This window comes from Burkholderia sp. MS389 (assembly GCF_016899425.1).
Taxonomy (GTDB): domain Bacteria; phylum Pseudomonadota; class Gammaproteobacteria; order Burkholderiales; family Burkholderiaceae; genus Burkholderia; species Burkholderia sola.
Map to the genome: position 1 here is coordinate 2,314,055 of NZ_CP045994.1, position 24,122 is coordinate 2,338,176.

The following is a 24,122-nucleotide window of genomic DNA, read 5'->3' on the forward strand; positions in this document are numbered from 1 at the left end:
ATCCGCTCAGCGGCGCGGCAGCGTATCGCGCGGCATCTGCTCGTCGTCGTCCATCAGGTACCGGCGCCCTTCGGTTGGCCGGCGGATCGCCGCGGCGACTTCCGCTTCCGTCACATCCTCGGACACGACCTTGCGCGCCAGACGCCCTTCTTCGTCGATCCACTCGACGATCCGGCATCCGCCGCCCCACGGCTGGCGAATCGGCTCCGACACGCGGCAGCCGCGCAGGTTGTAAAGGCGTCCGCCAGGCGCTTCCCCATAGGATTTCAACATAGGTTCCCTTCGCATTGCGCGGTTCGACAATCCGGCAAAGGATAGGGAAAAGCGATGTCCGGCGGGTTACAGCAGCCTACATATTCTTTACAGCGAATTACGCGACAGATCGCCCGGCGACGCACGAGCCGTGCGCGCGCCGGGCCGCTCATTCAAGATCGCGCACGCGGTCGATCGCCTGCTCGAGCCGCTCGACGGCCATCACGTTGAGCCCTTCGATCGGCTGTTTCGGCGCATTCGCCTTCGGGATCAGCGCGGACGTGAAGCCGAGCTTCGCCGCCTCGCGCAGCCGTTCCTGCCCGCGCGGGGACGGCCGGATCTCGCCGGCCAGCCCCACCTCGCCGAACACGATCAGCCCTTTCGGCAGCGCCTTGTTGCGCATCGACGAGTGAATGGCGAGCAGCACCGCGAGGTCGGCGGCCGGCTCGGTGATCTTCACGCCGCCCACCGCGTTCAGGAACACATCCTGATCGAAGGCCGCGATGCCCGCGTGGCGGTGCAGCACCGCAAGCAGCATCGCGAGCCGGTTCTGCTCGAGGCCGACCGCGAGCCGGCGCGGGTTCGGCACGTGCGCCGTATCGACGAGCGCCTGGATTTCGACGAGCAGCGGGCGCGTGCCCTCCTGCGTGACGAGCACGCACGAACCGGGCACGACCTGCTCGTGCTGCGACAGGAACAGCGCGGACGGGTTGGCCACGCCGCGCAGCCCGCGCTCGGTCATCGCGAACACGCCGAGTTCGTTGACCGCGCCGAAGCGGTTCTTGAACGCGCGCACGAGCCGGAACGACGAATGCGTGTCGCCCTCGAAGTACAGCACCGTGTCGACGATGTGCTCGAGCACGCGCGGGCCGGCGAGGTTACCCTCCTTCGTCACGTGCCCGACCATGATGATCGCGGTGCCCGACTGTTTCGCGATGCGCGTGAGCTGCGCCGCGCACTCGCGCACCTGCGCGACCGAGCCCGGCGCCGACGTCAGCGCCTCGGAATAGACGGTCTGGATCGAGTCGATGACGGCCACGTCCGGCCGCTCCGCGTCGATCGCGGCCTGGATCTTCTCGAGCTGGATCTCGGCGAGCAGCTTCAGTTCGGCCGCCGGCGCGCCGCCGTCGAGCAGCGCGAGCCGTTGCGCGCGCAACGCGATCTGCGCGGCCGATTCCTCGCCACTGATATAGAGCGCGCGCCGCTCGTTCGCGATATCCGCGAGCGACTGCAGCAGCAGCGTCGACTTGCCGATGCCCGGATCGCCACCGATCAGCACGACGCCGCCGGGCACCAGCCCGCCGCCCAGCACGCGGTCGAATTCGCCGATGCCGGTCGAGAAGCGCGGGACGTCGGCAGCCTCGATGTCGGCGAGACGCTGGACCGGCGCCCGCTTCGCGAGCGACTGGAACCGATGGGCGGCCGGCGACTCGGCGACCGATTCGACGAGCGTGTTCCACGCCTGGCACGACGGGCACTGGCCCTGCCACTTCGGGGTCTGTCCGCCGCACTCGCTGCAGACGTATACGGTTTTCTGTTTGGCCACGCGCGACGCCCTTATTCCGCTCGCACCGGCACGCGGGCCGCGACCGCGCACATCAGCTCGTAGCCGATCGTCCCGCAATGGCGCGCGACGTCGTCGATCGGCAGCGCGTTGCCCCACAGCTCCACGCGCGCGCCGACGCCGGCCTGCGGGCACGGCGTCAGGTCGACGGTGATCATGTCCATCGACACGCGACCGACGATCCGCGTGCGGATGCCGTCGACGATCACCGGCGTGCCTTCCGGCGCCACGCGCGGATAGCCGTCCGCGTAGCCGCACGCGACGACGCCGATCCGCATCTGCGCCTGCGCGGAGAACGTCGAGCCATAGCCGATCGCCTGGCCCTTCGCGATCGTCTGCACCGCGATCAGCTCGGACGAGAGCGTCATCGCGGGCTTCAACCCCGTGTCGGCGATATCGGACGACAGCCCGGACGGCGACGCCCCATACAGCACGATCCCCGGCCGCACCCAGTCGAAGTGCGTGTCCGGATGCCACAGCACGGCCGCCGAATTCGCGAGACTGCGCGCGCCGGCGATGTTTTCCGCTCCGCGCTCGAACGTCGCGAGCTGCTCGGCGACGCCGCGCGCGTTGTCCGCGTCCGAAAAATGGGTCATCAACGTGATCTGGCCGATGCCGGGGCACGCGCGGGCGCGCTCCCACGCGGCACGGTATTTTTCCGGCGTGTAACCGAGCCGGTTCATCCCGCTGTTCATCTTGAGCTGCACGTTGACGGGCTTCGACAGCCGCGCCGTTTCCAGCATCCGCATCTGCTCGTCGTTGTGGACGGTCGTGGTCAGGCTGTAGCGGTCGATCACGTCGATGTCGGTCGAGCGGAAGAAGCCTTCGAGCAGCAGGATCGGGCCGGCCCAGCCGAGCTCGCGCAGCTTCACGGCCTCGTCGAGGTCGAGCAGGCCGAAGCCGTCGGTGCCGCGCAGGCCCGGAAACGCACGGGCGAGACCGTGGCCGTACGCGTTGGCCTTGACGACCGCCCAGACCTTGGACGGGCCGGCAAAGCGGCGGACGACGGAGAGATTGTTCGCGAGAGCGGCGGTGTGGATGGTGGCGGAGATCGGGCGCGGCATGGGAAATTTACGTAAAGACGCTTGCGAATCATCAGCTTACCGCGCCTTTTGAGCACCGAAGCCGACAATTTGCGGAACGATCGGGGAATCTTGCTAGTCCGAATTCGCGTATTTTCATGTTATAAAGCCGTGCGCACAACCCATTTCGAACGGAATAAGCCGATCGCATACCAGGCGGCCTACGCGGCCCTGCCGCAGCGACGAAAGCATCGCATCAGATGAAAAAAGGTTTTTACACCATCATGGCCGCGCAGTTTTTCTCGTCGCTGGCCGACAATGCGCTTCTCATCGCCGCCATCGCCCTGCTGAAAGACCTCCACGCCCCCAACTGGATGACACCGCTGCTGAAGCTGTTCTTCGTGTTGTCGTATGTGGTGTTGGCGGCGTATGTCGGTGCGTTCGCGGATTCGCGTCCGAAGGGCCGCGTGATGTTCATCACCAACTCGATCAAGGTGGTCGGCTGCCTGATCATGCTGTTCGGCGCGCACCCGCTGATCGCGTACGGGATCGTCGGGTTCGGCGCGGCGGCCTACTCGCCCGCCAAATACGGGATTCTCACCGAGCTGCTGCCGGCCGACCGGCTGGTCGCCGCGAACGGCTGGATCGAAGGCACGACCGTCAGCTCGATCATTCTCGGCACCGTGCTCGGCGGCGCGCTGATCAGCCCGCACATCGCGGCGCACGTGATCGCGCACACGCCGGCCTGGATCGGCACGCCCGCCGAAGCCGCGATGGCGATCATCATGGCGATCTACGTGGTCGCCGCGCTGTTCAACCTGCGCATTCCCGACACGGGCGCCCGCTATCCGAAGCAGGAACGCGGCCCGGTCAAGCTGCTCACCGATTTCGCCGACTGCTTCATGGTGCTCTGGCGCGACAAGCTCGGCCAGATCTCGCTCGCGGTCACGACGCTGTTCTGGGGAGCGGGCGCGACGCTGCAGTTCATCGTGCTGAAGTGGGCCGAGGTGTCGCTCAACATGTCGCTGTCCGAAGGCGCGATCCTGCAGGCCGTCGTCGCGGTCGGCGTCGCGGCCGGCGCGATTGCCGCCGCCGCGCGGATTCCGCTGAAGAAGTCGCTGACCGTGCTGCCCGTCGGCATCATCATGGGCATCGCGGTGATGCTGATGGCGTTCTACACGCGCGACCTGTTCCCGTCGCACTGGGCCGTGCATTTCGGCCATCTGCGCCTGCCGTTCTACCTGATCGTCGCGTACATCTTCCTGATCGGCGTCGGCGCGCTGTCCGGCTACTTCGTCGTGCCGATGAACGCGCTGCTGCAGCATCGCGGCCACGTGCTGCTGTCGGCCGGTCATTCGATCGCGGTGCAGAACTTCAACGAGAACCTGTCGGTGCTCGTGATGCTGTGCCTGTATGCGGTGCTCGTGTGGCTCGACGTGCCGGTCGGCGTCGTGATCGTGCTGTTCGGTACGTTCGTCTGCCTGACGATGTGGCTCGTGATGCGCCGCCATCAGGCGAACCAGCGTCAGTTCGACTCGGTCGCGCTGATCGGCGAATCGCGGCACTGACGCTACACTTCCGGTTTTCGTCCGCCGGCGCCGGTCCTCAAACCGGCGCGTTGCCCTCATGACGCACCCGATACCCAACCTCCTGACGATCGCCGGCTCCGATTCGGGCGGCGGCGCAGGCATCCAGGCCGACCTGAAGACGTTTTCCGCGCTCGGCGCGTACGGCGCGAGCGTGATCACCGCGCTGACCGCGCAGAACACGCGCGGCGTGACGGGCGTGCATGCGCCGGACGCCGCGTTCGTGACCGCGCAGCTCGACGCGGTGTTCGACGACGTCCGCATCGATGCGGTCAAGATCGGGATGCTCGCGAACGCGGCGATCGTGCAGGCGGTGGCCGACGCGCTGCGCCGTTACGCGCCGCGCTTCGTCGTGCTCGACACGGTGATGATCTCGAAGAGTTCGCACGCGCTGCTCGCGCCCGATGCCGTCGCCGCGCTGCGCGACACGCTGCTGCCGCTCGCGACGGTCGTCACGCCGAATCTGCCCGAAGCGGCCGCGCTGCTGAACGTTGCGCCCGCCACCACCGAAGACGACATGGTCCGGCAAGGTCAGGCGCTGCTGCAGAGGGGCGCGCGCGCCGTGCTGATGAAGGGCGGCCACCTGCCCGACGCATCCGCGAGCCCCGACTGGCTCGTCGAAGCGACCCGCACGGTGCGGCTCGACGGCGCGCGCGTGCCGGTCAGCAACACGCACGGCACCGGCTGCACGCTGGCGTCGGCGATCGCCGCGCTGCTGCCGCAGCAGCCCGATCTGGAAAGCGCGGTGCGGGAAGCCAAGACCTACCTGACCGGCGCGATCGCCGCGAGCGGCCACCTCGACGTCGGCCACGGCGTCGGCCCGGTCCATCACTTTCACCGCTGGTGGTGAGCGGCCGCTGACGCGGCGTCAGCGATCCTGTGCGGCGAACGCCTGCGCGCGCGCCGGCCAGTCGTCGGGCACGACGAACCCGCGCGCCGTCTCGCGCCACGTGCCGTCGCCGCCCTTTTCATGGATGCCGATCAGGTCGGGCGCCTCGCGCGTCGCCAGCACGGGCGGCAGTTCCGGTGCGCTCGCCAGCGGCTCGGGCTCGACACCCGCGCCGGCGGCGACACGTCGCGGCGCCAACCACGCCAGCCGCGGCAATACGCTCCATGCGGCGCCGTCACGCTGCGCGGCCGCCCACGCCGGCCACTGCGCATGCGTCAGCCAGAAACCGCGCGGGTGATCCGGCGCGATTTCGGCGGATACCGGCGGCACCGGCGCGCCGTGCGGATGGAACAGCCAGCCCTTGATGAACATCTGCGCGTCGGACGGTGCACCGTAGCCGAGCCGGGCGAAGCCGTCGTGTTCGCCGAGCCGCAACTGGTGGTCGAGCAGCCGGCTGCGCTTGCGGTCGAACCGGTCGACGAGATTGGGGCCGACGAAGTCGGCGAGCGACGCGCCGTCGCGGACCGGCGCGCACAGATAGCACTTCACCGCGAGTTCCCAGTGCAGGCGTCGACCGTCCGGCGCATCGACGAGAAAGTCGACTTCGCCGAGCGTGCGGCCGTTGCTGCGCAGCGGCAGATTAGCCGCGACGAGCCGCAGCGACGGCCCGTGCGTCAGGAAGTATTCGAGCAGGCATTCGGCATAGCGGCCGAGCCGGGTGGGCCGAAACCCGTCGAGCGCGCGATGCAGCGGCCCGGGCTGCGCATCGAGCGCGGCGAGCCACGCTTCGACGGCCGCTTGGCCCGCCGCATCCGGCCAGGGGCGCGCGAGCGGCGCGCCCGGCACCGCGGTGAGCAGGCTCGGGCTGGCCAGCAGCCAACCCAGATCGCGTACCGCGGCGTCGAGCAGCGTATCGACGAACGCGCACGCCGCGCCGGTCGTCATGACCCGGCCGGGCCGTTCGCGCCGCCGCCTTGCGCACGCTGGAACGTGTCACGTGCGAGGCACAGGTCGGCCCACGCCTTCGACTTGTCCTGCAGGCTGCGCAACAGGTAGGCCGGGTGGTAGGTAACGATCACCGGCACGCCCTCGTACGCATGCACGCGGCCGCGCAGCGATGCGATGCTGGCGTCCGTCTTCAGCAGCGTCTGCGCGGCAAACCGGCCGAGCGCGACGATCAGCTTCGGCTTCACGAGCGCGACCTGGCGCTGCAGATACGGCTCGCAACTCGCGACCTCGTCCGGCTCCGGGTTGCGGTTGCCGGGCGGCCGGCACTTGATCACGTTCGCGATGTACACGTTGTCGCCGCGCTTGAGCGACAGCGACTGCAGCATGTTGTCGAGCAGCTTGCCGGCCTGGCCGACGAACGGCTCGCCCTGCTTGTCCTCGTTCTCGCCCGGCGCTTCGCCGATCAGCATCCAGTCCGCTTCGCGGTCGCCGACGCCGAACACGGTGTTGGCCCGCTTCTCGCACAAGCGGCACAGCGTGCAGTCGGCCACGCGCGCGGCCAGCGCATCCCAGTCGAGCGTGGCGACCGGCGTGCCGGCAGGACGCGATTCGGCGAGCGGCGCGGGCGTGGATTCGCCCGGCGGCGCCGCGTCGAACCAGGCGAAATCGTCGTCCGCTGCCGGCGGCGCATCATCCTTCGGCGCCATCGTATCGGGCGATGCCGCCGATGCAGCTTGCGCAGGCGGGCGATCGCCGTCGTCGACACCGTGCGCCGACACCCGCGATTCGCGAGCCGCAGAGGCGCCGGCCGCGCCACGCGCGACGGCCGTCGGCGCATCGTCCTGCACCGGTGCACGCGCTGCCCGCACCGGCCGATCGGCCGCGACGGCGGAACCGTCGTCGGTCGCCGCGGTCTGCGCGACGGCAGGCGCGTCGGCTGCCGCGCCTTCGTCCGCGCGCTGCCCGCGCCGCACCCAGATCTGCGCGAGGCCCAGTTCCTCGAGCGCCGCTTCACCCCACGCCATGTGCGTCCCCCTCGTCCTTGTTCAGCGTCAGACGCATCACGATCGCGTCCTCCCGGCTCCGATGCTTCGCCGGATAGTAATTCTTGCGCCGGCCGATCGTCACGAAGCCGAAGCGCTCGTACAGATGGATCGCGCGCGGATTCGACGGCCGCACTTCGAGCAGCATGCCGTCGAGCCCTTCCGCGCGCGAAATGCGCACCGCCTCGCGCAGCAGCGCGAGGCCCGCGCCCGCGTGCTGCGCGACCGGCGCGACGCACAGGTTCAGCAGATGCATCTCGTCGACCACGGGCATCAGCACGCAATAGCCGACGAGCGAGCCCGTCACGTGCCTCAGGCACACGCCCAGATAGCCGTTGCGCAGCGAATCCTCGAAGTTGCCGCGGCTCCACGGGAATTCGTACGCGACGTGCTCGATTGCGACGACCTCGTCGAGATCGGCGTCCGTCATCGGCGCCAGATAGCGGTCGCTCAGCAGGACACCCGTCATCCCTTCGCTCCGCCCGTCTGCGCGGCCCGTACAGCGAGGCGCTCGGCCGTCGTCTGCGCGACCTTGTCGCGCACGTATTCGGGCGCGGCCTGTTCGGCCGGCACCGCTCGCCCGGCGCGGAACGCGCGCAGCGCGGCATGCGCGACCGCCAGCGCATGCGGCAGCGCATCGCCGTCGATCACGGCCGCCCGCGCGGCGGCCGGCAATTGCGCGCCGAACGCCGCGGCCGCATTGCCGGCGAGCGTAAACGGCGCGTCGGGCACGCCGACGGTCCCCGGTGCGTCGAGCGACGCCGGATGCAGCGTGCGCCAGTCGCCCGCGCCGTCGTCCCATTCGAAATCCGCCCAGTAGGCTTCGTCCATCCGCGCGTCGAGCGCGGCGAGCACGCGGGTCGTGCCGGGCGCGCGCAGCCGCGCGTGCTCGGCGCATGCGAGCAGCGTGCCGATCGGCACGACCGGCAGCCCGGCGCCGAACGCGAGGCCCTGGGTAATGCCCGTCGCGGTACGCAGGCCCGTGAACGAGCCGGGGCCCGCGCCGAACGCGATCGCGTCGCAGTCGGCGAGCGTCAGCCCGGATTCGGCGAAGAGTTCCTGGATTGCCGGCAGCACGCGCGTGCTCGACACGGCGCCCGTCGGTTCGTGACGGACCCAGGTTTGCGGAGTGGAAACGGCGTCATCGGCCGGGGCCGAGCGCAGCAGCGCGACCGAGCAGTATTCGGTCGACGTATCGATGGCGAGGAGCACTGTTTGCGTCATGGCCGACATTGTAATGCGCCGCCCCGCTCCCACGGGCCATCGGGCCCGATCTGTGCGCACGTGCGGCGCCGGCGGCGGTTTGGAAGGATCGCTCGACCCGGCGCGACGGTCCGCTTGTTAAGATCGGCCGATCTGAAACCCTTACGGAGACACCCGATGAGCGAACTCACCGCCCAATTCGACCAGGCCCAGATCGACGTCAAGCAACTGACGGAACGGCCGGGCAATCTGACCCTGCTGCGCCTGTACGCGCTCTTCAAGCAGGCGACCGACGGCGACGCGCACGGCGACAAGCCCGGCTTCACCGATATCGTCGGCAAGTACAAGTACGATGCCTGGGAAGCGCTGAAGGGCACGTCGCCGGACGCGGCGAAGCAGCAGTACGTCGAACTCGTCGAATCGCTGAAAAACGGCACGGCGTCCTGACCAAACCGCCCCCGCCGCAATAGGCAATCAAATCAGTGGCGCAGCGCAGCAAATTTCTTTATAATGCGGCCTGCGTCACCTCCCGCGCTCGGCTCGAAGCCGTTCCGGCCCGACGCCTCGTAGCGTTAAGCTCCAATCCGGTTTAGAACCTGTCCCCTCCTGCTTCGACCCTTGCGGTCGTCAACTAGGCTGGCGGCCCCGCTCCAGAAGCGCGCCGCACCCAAAACAGCTTCTAATGCCTCATCCGCCGACGGTTCGGCGGATTGCACCCGTTTCCCGATTTGCTCGCTGAATCCGACGACTTGGGTATGCGCGATTGGCGCCGACGTTTCACCCACTGTGTTTCAAGGATTGTTATGACTTCGAGCATCAACTCCAGCCCGCTCAACGCGATCGCCGACCAGGCGCTCGGTCTCGACGCCGCCGCCGCACCGGCCGCGGTCGAACCGGCGTCGGACGAGCCGAGCTTCGCGTCGCTCGGGTTGTCGCCGGAGATCGTCTCCGCGCTGCAGGCCGCCGGCTACGTGAAGCCGACGCCGGTCCAGCAGCGCGCGATTCCGGCCGGCATCGCCGGCCGCGACCTGCTGGTGTCGAGCCCGACCGGTTCGGGCAAGACCGCCGCATTCATGCTGCCCGCGATCGAACGTTTCGCACAGCTCCAGAAGACGCAGGCGCAGCAGCCGCGCGCGCCGCGCGACCCGAACCAGGGCGATCGCCGCGCGCGCCGCCCGCAACCCGTCGCGCGCCCGGGCCTGCTCGTGCTGACGCCGACCCGCGAACTGGCGATGCAGGTCACGACGGCCGCCTCGACGTACGGCAAGCACCTGAAGCGCCTGCGCACGGTCAGCATCCTCGGCGGCGTCGCCTACGGCCAGCAGCTGATGCTGCTCGCGAAGAACCCGGAAATCCTGGTTGCGACGCCGGGCCGCCTGCTCGATCACCTCGAGCGGGGCCGTATCGACCTGTCCGAACTGAAGATGCTGGTGCTCGACGAAGCCGACCGCATGCTCGACATGGGCTTCATCGAAGACATCGAAACGATCGTCGCCGCCACGCCGGAATCGCGCCAGACGATGCTGTTCTCGGCCACGCTCGACGGCAAGATCGGTTCGCTGACGGGCCGCCTGCTGAAGGACCCGGAGCGCATCGAGATCCAGCAGCGCCTCGAGTCGCGCACGAACATCGCGCAGACGGTCCACTACGTCGACGACCGCGATCACAAGGATCGCCTGCTCGATCACCTGTTGCGCGACGACGCGCTCGACCAGGCGATCATCTTCACGGCGACCAAGATCGACGCCGACCAGCTCGCCGGCCGTCTCGCCGACGCAGGCTTCGAATCGGCCGCGCTGCACGGCGACCTGCCGCAGGGCGCGCGCAACCGCACGATCCGTGCGCTGCGCGAGCGCCGCGTGCGCGTGCTGGTGGCGACCGACGTCGCGGCACGCGGCATCGACATCCCGGGCATCACGCACGTGTTCAACTACGACCTGCCGAAGTTCGCGGAAGACTACGTGCACCGTATCGGCCGTACCGGCCGCGCGGGCCGTTCGGGCACGGCGGTCAGCCTCGTGCACCACGCCGAGCAAGGCGCGCTCAAGCGCATCGAACGCTTCGTGCGCTCGCCGCTGCCGGTCAACGTGGTCGAAGGTTTCGAGCCGCGCAAGTCGCCCCCGCGTAACGGCGGCACCGGCGGCCGCGGCCGTCCAGGCGGTGGTAACGGCGGTCGTCGTTTCGGCGGCAAGCCGGGCGGCGGTTATGGCGGCAACGGCAATAGCAGCGGCAACGGTCGCAGCTACGGCGGCGGCAATGGCGGTGGCTGGAGCGGCAAGCCGGGCGGCAGCCGTGACGGCGGCCCGCGTCGCGACGGCCAGCGCAGCGGCGCCCCGCGCCGTAGCAATTCGGCATCGTAAGCATCTGGGCGGCCCTGCAGCCGCCCCCGCGGATGGGCATCTCGCCCATTCAACCAACCGGCGCATCCGCGCCGGTTTTTTTTCGCCCCACCGCCAATTTCACGATGCAGGAAATTTTTTTGCGTCGTAAAAAATCATGCTGCACGGCACAACCCGTGCGATTGCGGGATAGGAAAACGCATTTCTTATCTCGAAATGACGAATGCAACCCGTTGATTAAAAACAATTAAAAAATTCCGCACTTCCCGAGCCAGCCCCTGTTTCGCTCCCGCCGATTTGCCTAGACTCTTATACAAGACTTCGCGAACGGGAACGCATCGCTTCCCCGCCTCGCGAACCGCATCGTCACCGCCAGATTCGGCCCGTCACGCATACATCGCATCAAGGAGCTCATCATGTCGCGTCAGCAACAGGCACAGGAACTGCAGCAGCAATGGGAAACCGATCCGCGCTGGAAGGGCATCAAGCGCAGCTACTTGGCCGAGGACGTGGTCCGCCTGCGCGGCTCGATCCCGATCGAGCACACGCTGGCCAAGCGCGGCGCGGAAAAGCTGTGGAGCCTCATCAACAACGAGCCGTTCGTCAACGCCCTCGGCGCGCTGACCGGCAACCAGGCGATGCAGCAGGTGAAGGCCGGCCTGAAGGCCATCTACCTGTCCGGCTGGCAAGTGGCCGGCGACGCGAACGTCGCGGGCGAAATGTACCCGGACCAGTCGCTGTATCCGGCGAACTCGGTGCCGCTCGTCGTCAAGCGCATCAACAACACGCTCACGCGCGCCGACCAGATCCAGTGGTCGGAAGGCAAGAACCCGGGCGACGAAGGCTACGTCGATTTCTTCGCGCCGATCGTCGCCGATGCGGAAGCCGGCTTCGGCGGCGTGCTCAACGCGTTCGAGCTGATGAAGGCGATGATCGAGGCCGGCGCGGCGGGCGTCCACTTCGAGGACCAGCTCGCGTCGGTGAAGAAGTGTGGCCACATGGGCGGCAAGGTGCTCGTGCCGACGCGCGAAGCCGTCGCGAAGCTGTCGGCCGCGCGTCTCGCGGCCGACGTGATGGGCACGCCGACCGTGCTGGTGGCCCGCACCGACGCGGAAGCGGCCGACCTGATCACGTCCGACGTCGACGACAACGACAAGCCGTTCCTGACCGGCGAGCGCACGGTGGAAGGCTTCTTCCGCACGAAGCCGGGCCTCGAGCAGGCGATCTCGCGCGGCCTCGCGTACGCACCGTACGCGGACCTGATCTGGTGCGAAACGGGCAAGCCGGATCTCGAGTACGCGAAGAAGTTCGCGGAAGCGATCCACAAGCAGTTCCCGGGCAAGCTGCTGTCGTACAACTGCTCGCCGTCGTTCAACTGGAAGAAGAACCTCGACGACGCGACGATCGCCAAGTTCCAGAAGGAACTCGGCGCGATGGGCTACAAGTTCCAGTTCATCACGCTGGCCGGCTTCCATGCGCTGAACTACTCGATGTTCAACCTCGCGCACGGCTATGCCCGCACGCAGATGAGCGCGTTCGTCGAACTGCAGCAGGCCGAGTTCGCGGCGGCCGACAAGGGCTTCACGGCCGTCAAGCACCAGCGCGAGGTCGGCACCGGCTACTTCGACGCGGTGACGCAGACGGTCGAACGCGAAGCGTCGACGACCGCGCTGCACGGCTCGACCGAGGACGAACAGTTCTTCGACGGCAAGAAGGTCGCGTAACACGCCAGGCGTTACGCCGATGCCCGCCGCGTCTCGCGACGCCGCGGCATCGGCCACCGGAACAACAATCAGGGAGGAGACGGCAGGCGCGCGAGTCCCATCGCGCAACCGGCCGCGCGGCCTGCGGGCCGCCAGCAACGCTGCGCGCCGGCTTCGTCCGGCGCGCCCTTTTTCCGATGCGCAGCCCGCCCCGCCACGGCCGGCGCTGCCCTACCGATAGACGATCACCGGAATTTTCGTATGGGTCAGCACGCGCTGCGTCTCGCTGCCGATCAGCAGGCTGCCGAGCCCGCGGCGTCCGTGGGACGCCATGAAGATCACGTCACACCCGCCGCGTTCGGCCGCCTCGATGATGCCGAGATACGGCGACGGATGCACGCTCGTCCACGTGTCGCACGCGACTCCGGCCGCCTTCGCGGCCGCTTCCACCTCGTCGAGATGCGCGCGCGCCTCGCGCTCGCTGCGCGCACGGAAATCGGCGGGCGGCTCGATGATCACTTCGGAAAACGGCGAGTACGGGTATTGCGGCAGGCACGCATAGGCCGTGACCTGCGCGCCGACCGCGCGCGCCAGGTCGATCGCGCCGTCGATCGCCTTTTGCGACAGTTCGGAACCGTCGGTTGGAACGAGGATGTGCCGGAACATCGCGCCCTCCTTCGTCAATCGCACGCCGCGCGCCCCGGCTCCGGCCGAGCCGGCCGCGACACCGCGTGCATGCCTCTTACGATTGTAGTGGGTGAAACCGCGCAAGCCGCACCGCCAGCGGGTTCGCCCTCATATCGGAAACACGCGGGCGCGCGGCGCCTACTCGCCCCAATAGCCGGGCCGCTCGTACGTGTGCTTCAGGTAATCGAGAAACAGGCGCACGCGCAGCGGCAGATGTCGGCGCTGCGGAAACACCGCGTGAATGCCGATCGGCGGCGCGGCGAACGCATCGAGCACGCTGACGAGCCGGCCGGCCGCGACGTCCTCGCCGACTTCCCACCACGAGCGCCACGCGAGGCCGTGGCCGGCGAGGCACCATTCGTGCAGCACCGCGCCGTCCGAGCATTCCATCGTGCCGTTCACGCGGATCGACACGACCTTGTCGCCTTCCTGGAACGCCCAGCCGCGCTGCTGGTTCGCATTCGCCGCGAGCGCGAGGCAGTTGTGCCGCGCCAGTTCCGCGAGCGTGGCCGGCGTGCCGCGCCGTGCGAGATACGCGGGCGACGCGACGCACACGCGGCGGTTCTCGCCGAGCTTCAGCGACACGAGCGACGAATCGGGCAGCTCGCCGAGCCGCACCGCGCAATCGAACCCCTCGTTGACGAGGTCCACCATCCGGTCGGACAGGTCGAGCGTGACCGACACGTCCGGATGCGCGCCGCTGAATTCGGGCACGAGCGGCGCGACGTGCCGCCGGCCGAAGCCGGCCGGCGCGGAGAGCCGCAGATGGCCGCTCGCCTTGACACCGCCGGCGGACACGCTCGCTTCCGCGTTCTGCATCTCGTTGATGATGCGCTGGCAATCCTCGAGGAACGCCGACCCCTCGAACGTCAGCGTGAGCTTGCGCGTCGTGCGCACCAGCAGCTTCACGCCGAGCCGCTCCTCGAGTGCGTCGAGGCGGCGGCCGATGATCGCCGGCGCGACGCCTTCCGCGTGCGCGGCCGCCGACAGGCTGCCTTTGGCCGCGACCGCGGCGAACGTTTCGATCTGTTTGAACCGGTCCATGACTCCGTCGAGAGGACGGCCTCGCCGTCCTTCAAATAGCTTGAGCCGCACAAGATTAGGTATATGAAAGTAAAAGATCAAGTGATGTTTAGCGTCTTTTTTAGCAGCTTATATCAAGAATAGAATCGACCCGACCTCTGAAACTGGAGCGCAAGGCTATGTCGGCCACAACGACACTCTCCTCCCCCGACGCCATCCTCTTCGACGCATTCGGCACGTTGTTCGACGTGCGTGCCGTGCTGGCCGCGGCTGAGCAGATGTTTCCCGGACACGGGGAACGGTTGTCGCAGCTGTGGCGGCGCAAGCAGATCGAATACTCGCAGCTGCGCACGCTTGCCGATCCGGCCGGCGCGCACTATCGCCCGTTTCGGGACATCACGCTCGACGCGCTGCGGTTCGCCGCGCGCAGGCTCGGGCTCGCGCTGAACAGTGCGGCCGAGAAACGCCTGATGGACGAATACGCGTGCCTGTCCACCTATCCCGACACGGTGCCCGCGCTGCGCCAGCTGCACGCGCTCGACCCGCGCCCGCCGCTCGCGATCCTGTCGAACGGCACCCCGCAGATGCTCGACATCGCGATCAAGAGCGCGGGCATGACCGGCCTGTTCGATCGCGTGCTGTCGGCCGACACCGTGCGCGCGTACAAGCCGAGCCCGGCCGCGTATGCGCTCGGCACCGCCGCGTTCGGCGCGAACCCGCGCGGCATCGTGTTCGTGTCGTCGAACGCGTGGGACGTCGCGGGCGCCACCTGGTTCGGCTACACGACGTTCTGGCTCAACCGCACGGGCGCGCCCGCCGAGGAACTCGGCGCGCCGCCCGACGGCACGGGCGCCGGCATGGCCGACCTGCTCGCGTTCCTCTCCACCCCCGCCCCGGCTCCGTCCGGCAGACCCGCAAACCGCACGCGCCCCGGCCCGGGTGCATGACGTTTCGCAGCGCTGCCGCCTTCCCCTTTCACCGAAACCGCAACTGACCGACCAAGGAGATGAAACTCATGAGCACCCCGATCACGCTGCCGCAAGGCATGACGATCACCGGCGAAATCAAGCCGGGTTACGAAGCGATCCTGACGCCCGACGCGCTGGCACTCGTCGCGTCGCTGCATCGCACGTTCGAATCGCGCCGCCAGACGCTGCTGCAGGCGCGCGTCGAGCGCACGAAACGCCTCGACGCGGGCGAGCGCCCCGATTTCCTCGCCGAGACGCAGGCGATCCGCGAAGGCGACTGGAAGGTCGCGCCGCTGCCGGCCGACCTGCAATGCCGCCGCGTCGAAATCACGGGCCCGGTCGAGCGCAAGATGATCATCAACGCGCTGAACTCGGGCGCCGATTCGTACATGACGGACTTCGAGGATTCGAACGCGCCGAGCTGGACGAACCAGATCGACGGCCAGATCAACCTGAAGGACGCGGTGCGCCGCACGATCTCGCTCGAGCAGAACGGCAAGTCGTACCGGCTGAACGACAAGGTCGCGACGCTGATCGTGCGTCCGCGCGGCTGGCACCTCGACGAGAAGCACGTGACGGTCGACGGCCAGCGCGTGTCCGGCGGCATCTTCGATTTCGCGCTGTTCCTGTTCCACAACACGAAGGAACTGATCGCGCGCGGCTCGGGCCCGTACTTCTACCTGCCGAAGATGGAAAGCCATCTCGAGGCGCGCCTGTGGAACGACATCTTCGTCGCGGCCCAGGAAGCGATCGGCGTGCCGCGCGGCACGATCCGCGCGACGGTGCTGATCGAGACGATCCTCGCCGCGTTCGAGATGGACGAGATCCTGTACGAACTGCGCGAACACAGCTCGGGCCTGAACGCCGGCCGCTGGGACTACATCTTCTCGGCGATCAAGAAGTTCAAGAACGACCGCGACTTCTGCCTGGCCGAGCGTTCGAAGATCACGATGACAGTGCCGTTCATGCGCGCGTACGCGTTGCTGCTGCTGAAGACCTGCCACAAGCGCAACGCGCCGGCGATCGGCGGGATGAGCGCGCTGATCCCGATCAAGAACGATCCGGAAGCGAACGACAAGGCGATGGGCGGGGTGCGCTCGGACAAGCAGCGCGACGCGACCGACGGCTACGACGGCGGCTGGGTCGCGCATCCGGGCCTCGTGCCGATCGCGATGGAAGAATTCGTCAAGGTGCTCGGCGACCAGCCGAACCAGATCGCAAAGCAGCGCGACGACGTGCAGGTCGAAGGCAGGAACCTGCTCGACTTCCAGCCGGAAGCGCCGATCACCGAAGCCGGGCTGCGCAACAATATCAACGTCGGGATCCACTACCTCGGCGCATGGCTCGACGGCAACGGCTGCGTGCCGATCCACAACCTGATGGAAGACGCGGCGACGGCCGAGATCTCGCGCTCGCAGGTGTGGCAATGGATCCGCTCGCCGAAGGGCGTGCTCGACGACGGCCGCAAGGTCACGGCCGACCTCGTGCGCGAATTCGCGAAGCTCGAGCTCGACAACGTGAAGCGCTCGGTCGGCGGCAACACGCAGCCGTACGAACGCGCCGCGGCGATCTTCGAGCAGATGTCCACGTCGGAAGGCTTCACCGAATTCCTGACGCTGCCGCTGTACGAGGAAATTTGACGACGCCGTCGGCTGCGATCGCCGGACGGCCACGCCGTGTCGGCGGTCGCATGCGATGACGGGTCACCGGCAGGAAAAAAGCGCCCCGCGGGGCGCTTCCTCTTTTGCAGCGAATCCTGCCACCGCCCGCAGGCACGCTCAGGCGGCTTCCTGCTCGCGCCGGTGCTGAACCCAATCGCCGGACGCGATGCGCGGACGCCCGGCCGCCGCGTGCGCGGCGACCGGATAATACAGGCACGCGTACTGCCGGCCGCCGAGCTCGACCGTTACCTCGTCCGGCTTGAACAGCGAATCGATGCCCGGATAGACGCGCTCGATCTCGTCGAGCACCGGGACGAGCTGCGCGTCGACCTCGTAGACGTCGCCCCACACCAGCGACTTGCCGGCCGTACCGGCGATCATGCCCGGATACGTGCCGAAATCGACCAGTTCGCCCGGCAGCGCGACCGCGCCCAGCAGCGTCGGCGCGGCGATGCCGTGGCGGGCGGCCGCATGGCCGATGTCGTTGGCCTGTCCGGCTCTCAAGGTGCCATAGACGAATACGTGGCGCATCGTGGTTCTCCTCTTCGATTCGTGTGTTGCCGTGTTGGCGTGCGACCGGTGCGCGATGGGCGCGACGTGGCGCACGCATCGATAGACCGCGATATCGGCCCGATGGTTCGAACCGTCGGTGCGACCGGCTGCGGGCGACCGGCTGCGGGCGACCGGCTGCGGGCGACCGGCTGCGGGCAGCCACCCCGGATTCGCCGACGCCCACACAAAGTTCATTTGAAGCCGGCATGATGGCCCGAAAAACCGCCGCATGCGCACGCGCGGCGCCTTCTAAAATAACGGCATCGCCGCCGCGCCGCCCGAACTTTCATGAATCCGCCCGCCCAAGCCGACGTATCGAACCCGTACGACGTCATCGACATCCCGCCGGAATTCGCGCCGACCGCCGACCATCCGATGCGCGTGCGCGCGCGGCAGGTCGATGCCGGCCGCCGCATTCCGCTGCACACGCATGCGTGGGCGCAGCTCGCGTATGCGTCGCGCGGCGTGCTGCGCGTGGCGACGACCGGCACGACCTGGATGGTGCCGCCGTCCCGCGCGATCTGGGTGCCGCCGCACGTGTCGCACGAAGTCGTGATCGTCGAAGAGGCCTACTTGCGCACGCTGTATATCGACGAGTCGATCGTGCCGGGCGGGCTCGATGCATGCCGCGTCGTCGAGGTAACGGGGCTGCTGCGCGAGCTGATCGTCGCACTCGACGCGCGCGACCTGAGCGCCGCGCGCGAGCGCCTGCTGTGCGGGCTCGTGCTCGACGAGCTGAGTCATGCCGAACCGTTGCCGCTCGCGGTGCCGATGCCGGACGAAAAACGGCTGCGCCTGCTGTGCGAATCGGTACTCGCGCAGCCCGCGCATGCGGAGTCGCTCGAACACTGGGCGAGCGAGGTCGGCGCGAGCACGCGCACGATCTCCCGGCTCTTCAAGCAGGAACTGGGCGTGAGCTTTTCGCAGTGGCGCCAGCAGGCGCTGCTCGCGCGGGCGATCCCGCTGCTGAACCAGGGGCGACCGCTGTCGCACATCGCGCGCGAACTCGGCTACCAGAGCCAGAGCGCGTTCTCGGCGATGTTCCGCCGCGCATTCGGCGAAAGCCCGCGCGCGTTCATGCTGCGCGGCTACGAGCATCGGGGCCCGGAAGGCGACGTCGCGGAAAACGAAACGCCGGACGACGACGGCGCGATCGACGCGGCCCGCTGATCGCTCGTTTCCGCGCGCCGGACCGTCAGACCGGCCGCACCATGTGGCGGATCGAGCCGAGTTGCGCGAGCCGCGGCCCGGTGACGCGGTAGCCCATGCGCAGATACAGATGCGCGGCAGGATTGTCGACGAACACGCGCAACTGCAGTTCGTGCAGCCCGCGCGCACGCGCCCAGCGATGCGACATCTCGAGCATGTAGGTACCGGCGCCCTGCCCGCGATGGCCGGCCGCGATCTGCACGTCGCGGATGTGCAGCGAATCGCCCTCCTCGGTCACACGCAGCACGCCGATGCGCTCGCCGTCGGCTTCGAGGATGAAGTTTTCGGATTCGCGCCAGCTCGCATAGAACAGGTCGCTGCGCCACACGAGCCCATGACGCTTGTAGTAGCCGCCCATGTTGCCGTGCGTCAACGCTTCGGCATACGGAAAATCGCCGGGCTCCGCGGGTCGGAGCTGATACAGGAGTCGCAGGTCGGTCGGATCGAGCATCGCGCAGGAGTCGGAAACGCATCCCGCCACGATAGCGCAGTCGCGTGCGGATGCAATCGCGAATTTCTCGTAGGGGCGCGGCGCGCGGTGTGGGGTGTCAGCGGAAGGCACAATGGACGATTCAAATGAAAAAGCCCGCACGAGGCGGGCTTCTTCATTTTCTGGCGGAGCGGACGGGACTCGCCTACATCCCGCAGGCCGCGGCTGCGCGTGCACGCGCAGCCCTTCGAGTCCCGTCGGAAGCCGCGCAGGCGGCTTCCTCCGCTCCGCAGTCACGCGCCCGCGAGCGAGCACAACGACCGAATGCACAAACAACAATGCCCGCACAAGGCGGGCATTGTTGTTCGTTTGGCGGAGCGGACGGGACTCGAACCCGCGACCCCCGGCGTGACAGGCCGGTATTCTAACCGACTGAACTACCGCTCCAGTCTTGCTGCTTGCCTGGCAGGCGTCGGTTACTTCCTGCCGGCGCGTCGTTTGTTCGAACGACGCCGAAATCTGGCGTCCCCTAGGGGATTCGAACCCCTGTACTCACCGTGAAAGGGTGATGTCCTAGGCCTCTAGACGAAGGGGACAACGTACTGCTTACATCCTTAACGAGAAAGCCCGTTCAAAAAAACGCTTTTTGAACGGGCTTCGTTCTGGCGGAGCGGACGGGGCTCGAACCCGCGACCCCCGGCGTGACAGGCCGGTATTCTAACCAACTGAACTACCGCTCCAGCTTTTCTGCACCACCGCCTGCAGGATCTCGTCACGTTCCTGCACGCGTTGCGACACTTCCATGAAACGCCGCTGAATCTGGCGTCCCCTAGGGGATTCGAACCCCTGTACTCACCGTGAAAGGGTGATGTCCTAGGCCTCTAGACGAAGGGGACAACGTACTGCTTACATCTTTAATACAAAAGCCCGCTCAAAAACGTCTTGAACGGGCTTCGTTCTGGCGGAGCGGACGGGACTCGAACCCGCGACCCCCGGCGTGACAGGCCGGTATTCTAACCGACTGAACTACCGCTCCAGCTTTCTTACCCAACCTGCAGGACGTCGGTTACGTTCCTGCAAGCCTTGCGACGCTTCTACGAAACGCCGCTGAATTTGGCGTCCCCTAGGGGATTCGAACCCCTGTACTCACCGTGAAAGGGTGATGTCCTAGGCCTCTAGACGAAGGGGACAAAATCTTTTCAGATTTGTCTGACTTTCGCTATTTACTTTACAGTCAACAGCGAAGGCCGAAATTCTAACTGCTTTGAATCATTTTGTGAAGCACTTATTACTACCGCTGCTTCGCAAATCAATCCAGCTTGTTCTGTTGGTGGAGGTAAGCGGGATCGAACCGCTGACCTCTTGCATGCCATGCAAGCGCTCTCCCAGCTGAGCTATACCCCCTTGCAGAACAGAAATGAGATTATATGGACCGATTTCGAACTTGTAAATACCCTTTTTACGATTCGCGCGAAATTTTTTGCGAAGCCGCCGCGCGCTCATGCGCGGCGGCTTCGCGCTCGCCCATACGTCAGCCCAGCGCGGCCTCGATGCGCGACACCACGACGTCGCGACCGAACAGCACGAGCACCGCATCGATCGACGGCGTGTGCGTCGTGCCCGCCACCAGCAGACGCACCGGCATCGCGAGCTGCGGCATCTTCAGCTTGTGCGTGGCGAGCGTCGCCTTCAACGCCGCGGACACTGCCTCCTTCGTCCAGTCGGCCGCCTTCAGCGCGACGACGAGATCGGCCAGCGCCGGCCGCACCGCATCGGTCACGTGCTGCGCGAGCGCATCGGCGTCGGGCGCCGGCACACGGTAGAACATCGTCGCGCCTTCCGCGATCTCCTTGACCGTCGTCGCACGATCCTTCATCAGGCCGACCACCGCGTCGAGCGCGGGGCCCGTCGCGATCGCCGCGTCGTCGATGCCGAGCGCATCGAGGAACGGCTTCGCGAGCGCCGCGAGGCGCGCGTTGTCGGCTTCCTTGATGTAATGCGCGTTCAGCCAGCTCAGCTTGCTGTGGTCGTACTGCGCGGGCGACTTGCCGAGGTGCTCGAGATCGAACCATTCGACGAACTGTTCGCGCGAGAAGATCTCGGCGTCGCCGTGCGACCAGCCGAGGCGCGCGAGATAGTTGACGACGGCCTCCGGCAGGAAGCCTGCGTCGCGGTACGCCATCACGCTCATCGCGCCATGCCGCTTGCTCATCTTCTCGCCCTGCTCGTTCAGCACGGTCGGCAGGTGCGCATAGACGGGCGGCTCGCCTCCGAGTGCGTTCAGGATGTTGATCTGGCGCGGCGTGTTGTTCACGTGGTCGTCGCCGCGGATCACGTGCGTGATGCCCATGTCCATGTCGTCCACCACCACGCAGAAGTTGTAGATCGGCGTGCCGTCCGGGCGCGCGATCACGAGGTCGTCGAGTTCCTCGTTCGAGATCTCGACACGCCCCTTCACCGCGTCGTCCCACACGACCGTGCCCGTCAGCGGATTGCGGAAGCGCAGGACCGGCTTCACGCCGGCCGGCGGCTCCGGCAGCACCTTGCCGGGCTCCGGACGCCACGTGCCGTCGTAGCGCGGCTTCAGGCCGGCTTCGCGCTGGCGTTCGCGCAGCGCGTCGAGTTCCTCGGCCGACATGTAGCACGGATACGCGAGGCCCTTCTCGAGCATCTGCGCGAGCACTTCGCGATAGCGGTCCATCCGCTGCATCTGGTAGATCGGGCCTTCGTCGAAATCCAGCCCGAGCCATTGCATCCCTTCGAGGATCGCATCGACCGCTTCCTGCGACGAGCGCTCGACGTCGGTATCCTCGATGCGCAGCACGAACGTGCCTTTCATCTTGCGGGCGAACGCCCACGGATAGAGTGCGGAGCGGATGTTGCCGAGGTGGATGAAGCCGGTGGGACTCGGCGCGAAGCGGGTACGGACAGGACGGGTCATAAACGGTAACTCGAACGCCTGGGGCGCATGAATGATTCGACGCGGGACGACGGCAGCCCGGACAGCAACGGAGCCGGCGACGCCCGGAACGGGAAAGAAGCCGGAATTATACTCGCGCCGGACATCGCGCCAAGCGCGCCGCTTGCTTTATGATGTGCGCGCCGCGGCCGCCAGCCGGTGCGGCGCCGGCCGCGCGGAACCCGCTGCGCGGCCTCGGAAACCCTCGCCGCCGCGGGCCGTGTGACCCGCCGCCAAGCCGCCGGAGAACCATCGATGTCGTCCCCTCGCCTGTCGCGCCGCCACTTCACGATCGCGTGCGCGTCCGCCAGCCTCGCCGCCTGTACGTCCTTCGGCGACAAGTCCCGCCCCGGCACGGCCCTGCCGCAGGAGAAGCCCGTCAAGATCGGTATCGCGCTCGGCGGCGGCGCCGCGCGCGGCTTCTCGCACATCGGCGTGCTGAAGGCGCTCGAGGCGCGCGGCATTCCGATCGAGATCGTCGCCGGGACGAGCGCGGGCTCGGTGGTCGGCGCACTCTACGCGTCGGGCATGAACGCGCTGCAGATCAACAAGATCGCCCTCGACATGGACCAGGCGGCGATCAGCGACTGGGCGCTGCCGTTCCGCTCGCGCGGCCTGCTGCAAGGCGTCGCGCTGCAGAACTTCCTGAACAAGACGCTCAACAACCGGCCGATCGAGAAGATGGCGAAGCCGCTCGGCATCGTCGCGACGGACCTGCAAAGCGGCCAGCCGATCCTGTTCCAGCAAGGCAACGCGGGGCTCGCGGTGCGCGCGTCGTGCAGCGTGCCGTCGGTGTTCGAGCCGGTGAAGATCGGCACGCGCGAATATGTCGACGGCGGCCTCGTGAGCCCTGTGCCGGCGTCGTTTGCGCGCAAGATGGGCGCGAGCTTCGTGATCGCGGTCGACATCTCGGCCCGCCCCGACGGCGCAGCGACCAACAACCCGATCGAGATGCTGCTGCAGACCTTCACGATCATGGGCCAGACGATCAAGACCTACGAGCTCGACAAGTACGCGGACGTCGTGATTCGCCCGAACCTCGCGGCGATGGGCGGCAGCGACTTCAACCAGCGCAACGCGGCGATCCTCGCGGGCGAGGAAGCGGTCGCGCGCATCATGCCGGAACTGCAGCGCAAGCTCGCGGCGGCGCGCGGCGTGGCCGTGGCCGCGTAAGCCGCCCAAGCCACGATGAGCGGGAGGCCGCGGCACGCGCCGCCTGCCGCCCGTGGCCGACGCAACGACTTCCGCCCCGCCGTCGACGCCGCCCCAAAAGCAAAAAACCCTGCCGCCTTTCGGTGACAGGGTTTTTTATTTTATCGTCCGGCCCGCGCGACCGGCAAACGTCAGTTGCTGCCGTTCGCCGAATCGTCGCCGAGCGTCGCGCGCACGCGCTGACGCAGGTCTTCGGGCTTCATCGGGAATTCCGATTCGATCCGGCGCGCACCGGTGAAACGCTTTTCCCAGTAGCCGCTGTCGAGATCGTCGACGCGAACCGTGCTGCCCGTCGACGGCGAATGCACGAACTTGTTGTCGCCGATATAGATGCCGACGTGCGAGAACGTGCGGCGCATCGTGTTGAAGAACACGAGATCGCCCGGCTTCAGGTTGCTCATGCTCACCTTCTCGCCGACGCGGCTCATTTCTTCCGCGCGACGCGGCAGCGACATGCCGAGCGTGTCCTGGAACACGTAGCGCACGAAGCCGCTGCAGTCGAGGCCCGAATCCGGCGAGTTGCCACCCCAGCGATACCGCACGCCGATCATGTTCAGCGCGCCGACCACCACGTCGCCTGCCTTGCCCGCCATGCCGGCAAGGAACGACTTCGCGCCGCCGCTCGACGGCTGCGCGCTGGTCTGCTGGAGGGGGGAACCCGACCCGATCTGAGTCGAATTGCTGACATTCTGGTTAAAACTGCTGACTTCGTCGGCGAACGCGCCGGGTGCTGCTGCGAACAGGGCGCCGATGAACAGCCCGGCGATGGTGCGCGCGCATGCCTGGGTCAGGGATCGATGCTGCATTGGTCGATGGAATATGCTTAAAAATCAGCTGATTGGCGGAAAATTTCGGTCGATACTAGCCAGCGC

At 67.4% G+C, this 24,122-nt stretch carries 22 protein-coding genes and 7 tRNA genes; 9 read left to right on the forward strand and 20 right to left on the reverse strand.

What is annotated here, in order from left to right; genetic code table 11:
• Positions 1 to 6: 6 nt before the first annotated feature.
• From GJG85_RS10710 to alr, 3 genes are all read right to left on the reverse strand, one after another.
• Positions 7 to 273, reverse strand: a complete 267-nt coding sequence (locus GJG85_RS10710; protein WP_050012917.1) for a DUF2866 domain-containing protein — start codon at positions 271 to 273, stop codon at positions 7 to 9.
• A gap of 148 nt (positions 274 to 421) precedes the next feature.
• The gene (gene radA / locus GJG85_RS10715) at positions 422 to 1,798 is read right to left on the reverse strand and encodes a DNA repair protein RadA (RefSeq protein ID WP_050012918.1); all 1,377 of its coding nucleotides are present in this window, start codon (positions 1,796 to 1,798) and stop codon (positions 422 to 424) included.
• Positions 1,799 to 1,809: 11 nt separating this feature from the next.
• Positions 1,810 to 2,880 (reverse strand): alanine racemase, encoded by a 1,071-nt coding sequence (alr, locus tag GJG85_RS10720; protein WP_050012919.1) that lies wholly within the window; start codon positions 2,878 to 2,880, stop codon positions 1,810 to 1,812.
• A gap of 218 nt (positions 2,881 to 3,098) precedes the next feature.
• Between alr and lplT the strand changes: the two genes are divergently transcribed.
• The gene (gene lplT / locus GJG85_RS10725) at positions 3,099 to 4,406 is read left to right on the forward strand and encodes a lysophospholipid transporter LplT (protein WP_050012920.1); all 1,308 of its coding nucleotides are present in this window, start codon (positions 3,099 to 3,101) and stop codon (positions 4,404 to 4,406) included.
• Between the two features lie 58 nt (positions 4,407 to 4,464).
• Positions 4,465 to 5,274 carry a bifunctional hydroxymethylpyrimidine kinase/phosphomethylpyrimidine kinase gene (gene thiD, locus GJG85_RS10730; protein ID WP_050012921.1) on the forward strand — a complete coding sequence of 270 codons (810 nt, stop codon included), beginning with the start codon at positions 4,465 to 4,467 and terminating at the stop codon, positions 5,272 to 5,274.
• Between the two features lie 18 nt (positions 5,275 to 5,292).
• Here the strand turns inward: thiD and GJG85_RS10735 are convergent, their stop codons facing one another.
• The 4 genes from GJG85_RS10735 to tsaB are packed head-to-tail and all read right to left on the reverse strand — an operon-like array spanning position 5,293 to position 8,537.
• Positions 5,293 to 6,258: a DUF1853 family protein gene (locus GJG85_RS10735; protein WP_204383300.1), complete on the reverse strand. Its 966-nt coding sequence runs from the start codon at positions 6,256 to 6,258 to the stop codon at positions 5,293 to 5,295.
• A complete protein-coding gene (locus GJG85_RS10740) occupies positions 6,255 to 7,286 on the reverse strand; it encodes a uracil-DNA glycosylase (protein WP_204383301.1) in 1,032 nt (343 codons plus the stop codon). The genes GJG85_RS10735 and GJG85_RS10740 overlap by 4 nt, the downstream gene beginning before the upstream one ends.
• Entirely contained in the window at positions 7,273 to 7,773 is a 501-nt protein-coding gene (rimI, locus tag GJG85_RS10745) for a ribosomal protein S18-alanine N-acetyltransferase (protein ID WP_050012924.1), read from the reverse strand. The genes GJG85_RS10740 and rimI overlap by 14 nt, the downstream gene beginning before the upstream one ends.
• Positions 7,770 to 8,537: a tRNA (adenosine(37)-N6)-threonylcarbamoyltransferase complex dimerization subunit type 1 TsaB gene (gene tsaB / locus GJG85_RS10750; protein WP_050012925.1), complete on the reverse strand. Its 768-nt coding sequence runs from the start codon at positions 8,535 to 8,537 to the stop codon at positions 7,770 to 7,772. The genes rimI and tsaB overlap by 4 nt, the downstream gene beginning before the upstream one ends.
• Before the next feature lie 147 nt (positions 8,538 to 8,684).
• On the opposite strand from tsaB, the gene GJG85_RS10755 reads away from it, so the two are divergent.
• The 3 genes from GJG85_RS10755 (at position 8,685) to aceA (ending at position 12,570) form a co-directional block, all read left to right on the forward strand.
• Entirely contained in the window at positions 8,685 to 8,954 is a 270-nt protein-coding gene (locus tag GJG85_RS10755) for an acyl-CoA-binding protein (RefSeq protein ID WP_050012926.1), read from the forward strand.
• A 356-nt stretch (positions 8,955 to 9,310) separates the two neighbouring features.
• Positions 9,311 to 10,867 (forward strand): DEAD/DEAH box helicase, encoded by a 1,557-nt coding sequence (locus GJG85_RS10760; protein WP_050012927.1) that lies wholly within the window; start codon positions 9,311 to 9,313, stop codon positions 10,865 to 10,867.
• Between the two features lie 395 nt (positions 10,868 to 11,262).
• The gene (aceA, locus tag GJG85_RS10765; RefSeq protein WP_050012928.1) at positions 11,263 to 12,570 is read left to right on the forward strand and encodes an isocitrate lyase; all 1,308 of its coding nucleotides are present in this window, start codon (positions 11,263 to 11,265) and stop codon (positions 12,568 to 12,570) included.
• 210 nt (positions 12,571 to 12,780) lie between these two features.
• Here the strand turns inward: aceA and GJG85_RS10770 are convergent, their stop codons facing one another.
• A complete protein-coding gene (locus tag GJG85_RS10770; protein WP_050012929.1) occupies positions 12,781 to 13,215 on the reverse strand; it encodes a universal stress protein in 435 nt (144 codons plus the stop codon).
• 159 nt (positions 13,216 to 13,374) lie between these two features.
• A complete protein-coding gene (locus GJG85_RS10775) occupies positions 13,375 to 14,280 on the reverse strand; it encodes a LysR family transcriptional regulator (protein ID WP_050012930.1) in 906 nt (301 codons plus the stop codon).
• Between the two features lie 158 nt (positions 14,281 to 14,438).
• Here GJG85_RS10775 and GJG85_RS10780 point away from each other — a divergent pair, with 158 nt between their 5' ends.
• Entirely contained in the window at positions 14,439 to 15,206 is a 768-nt protein-coding gene (locus GJG85_RS10780) for a haloacid dehalogenase type II (RefSeq protein ID WP_089488575.1), read from the forward strand.
• A gap of 68 nt (positions 15,207 to 15,274) precedes the next feature.
• A complete protein-coding gene (gene aceB / locus GJG85_RS10785; RefSeq protein ID WP_204383302.1) occupies positions 15,275 to 16,867 on the forward strand; it encodes a malate synthase A in 1,593 nt (530 codons plus the stop codon).
• Between the two features lie 138 nt (positions 16,868 to 17,005).
• Here aceB and GJG85_RS10790 read toward each other — a convergent pair whose 3' ends face one another.
• Positions 17,006 to 17,419, reverse strand: coding sequence for a gamma-glutamylcyclotransferase family protein (locus tag GJG85_RS10790; protein WP_204383307.1), 414 nt, complete (start codon positions 17,417 to 17,419; stop codon positions 17,006 to 17,008).
• Positions 17,420 to 17,728: 309 nt separating this feature from the next.
• Between GJG85_RS10790 and GJG85_RS10795 the strand changes: the two genes are divergently transcribed.
• Positions 17,729 to 18,610 carry a helix-turn-helix transcriptional regulator gene (locus GJG85_RS10795; protein WP_050012934.1) on the forward strand — a complete coding sequence of 294 codons (882 nt, stop codon included), beginning with the start codon at positions 17,729 to 17,731 and terminating at the stop codon, positions 18,608 to 18,610.
• Between the two features lie 25 nt (positions 18,611 to 18,635).
• Here the strand turns inward: GJG85_RS10795 and GJG85_RS10800 are convergent, their stop codons facing one another.
• The 9 genes from GJG85_RS10800 to gltX form a co-directional block, all read right to left on the reverse strand.
• Positions 18,636 to 19,100 carry a GNAT family N-acetyltransferase gene (locus GJG85_RS10800; RefSeq protein ID WP_069617696.1) on the reverse strand — a complete coding sequence of 155 codons (465 nt, stop codon included), beginning with the start codon at positions 19,098 to 19,100 and terminating at the stop codon, positions 18,636 to 18,638.
• A gap of 349 nt (positions 19,101 to 19,449) precedes the next feature.
• Positions 19,450 to 19,526 (reverse strand) — tRNA-Asp (locus GJG85_RS10805).
• A gap of 73 nt (positions 19,527 to 19,599) precedes the next feature.
• Positions 19,600 to 19,675, reverse strand: a tRNA-Glu gene (locus tag GJG85_RS10810).
• A 67-nt stretch (positions 19,676 to 19,742) separates the two neighbouring features.
• Positions 19,743 to 19,819, reverse strand: a tRNA-Asp gene (locus GJG85_RS10815).
• Positions 19,820 to 19,899: 80 nt separating this feature from the next.
• A tRNA-Glu gene (locus GJG85_RS10820) sits at positions 19,900 to 19,975 on the reverse strand.
• A gap of 63 nt (positions 19,976 to 20,038) precedes the next feature.
• A tRNA-Asp gene (locus GJG85_RS10825) sits at positions 20,039 to 20,115 on the reverse strand.
• 78 nt (positions 20,116 to 20,193) lie between these two features.
• Positions 20,194 to 20,269, reverse strand: a tRNA-Glu gene (locus GJG85_RS10830).
• 138 nt (positions 20,270 to 20,407) lie between these two features.
• Positions 20,408 to 20,483: transfer RNA gene (locus GJG85_RS10835), tRNA-Ala, on the reverse strand.
• 127 nt (positions 20,484 to 20,610) lie between these two features.
• Complete coding sequence (gltX, locus tag GJG85_RS10840) at positions 20,611 to 22,020, reverse strand: glutamate--tRNA ligase (RefSeq protein WP_050012936.1); 1,410 nt, start codon at positions 22,018 to 22,020, stop codon at positions 20,611 to 20,613.
• A 273-nt stretch (positions 22,021 to 22,293) separates the two neighbouring features.
• Here gltX and GJG85_RS10845 point away from each other — a divergent pair, with 273 nt between their 5' ends.
• Entirely contained in the window at positions 22,294 to 23,211 is a 918-nt protein-coding gene (locus GJG85_RS10845) for a patatin-like phospholipase family protein (RefSeq protein WP_050012937.1), read from the forward strand.
• Positions 23,212 to 23,381: 170 nt separating this feature from the next.
• Here GJG85_RS10845 and GJG85_RS10850 read toward each other — a convergent pair whose 3' ends face one another.
• Complete coding sequence (locus GJG85_RS10850) at positions 23,382 to 24,056, reverse strand: C40 family peptidase (RefSeq protein ID WP_050012938.1); 675 nt, start codon at positions 24,054 to 24,056, stop codon at positions 23,382 to 23,384.
• Positions 24,057 to 24,122: the final 66 nt, after the last annotated feature.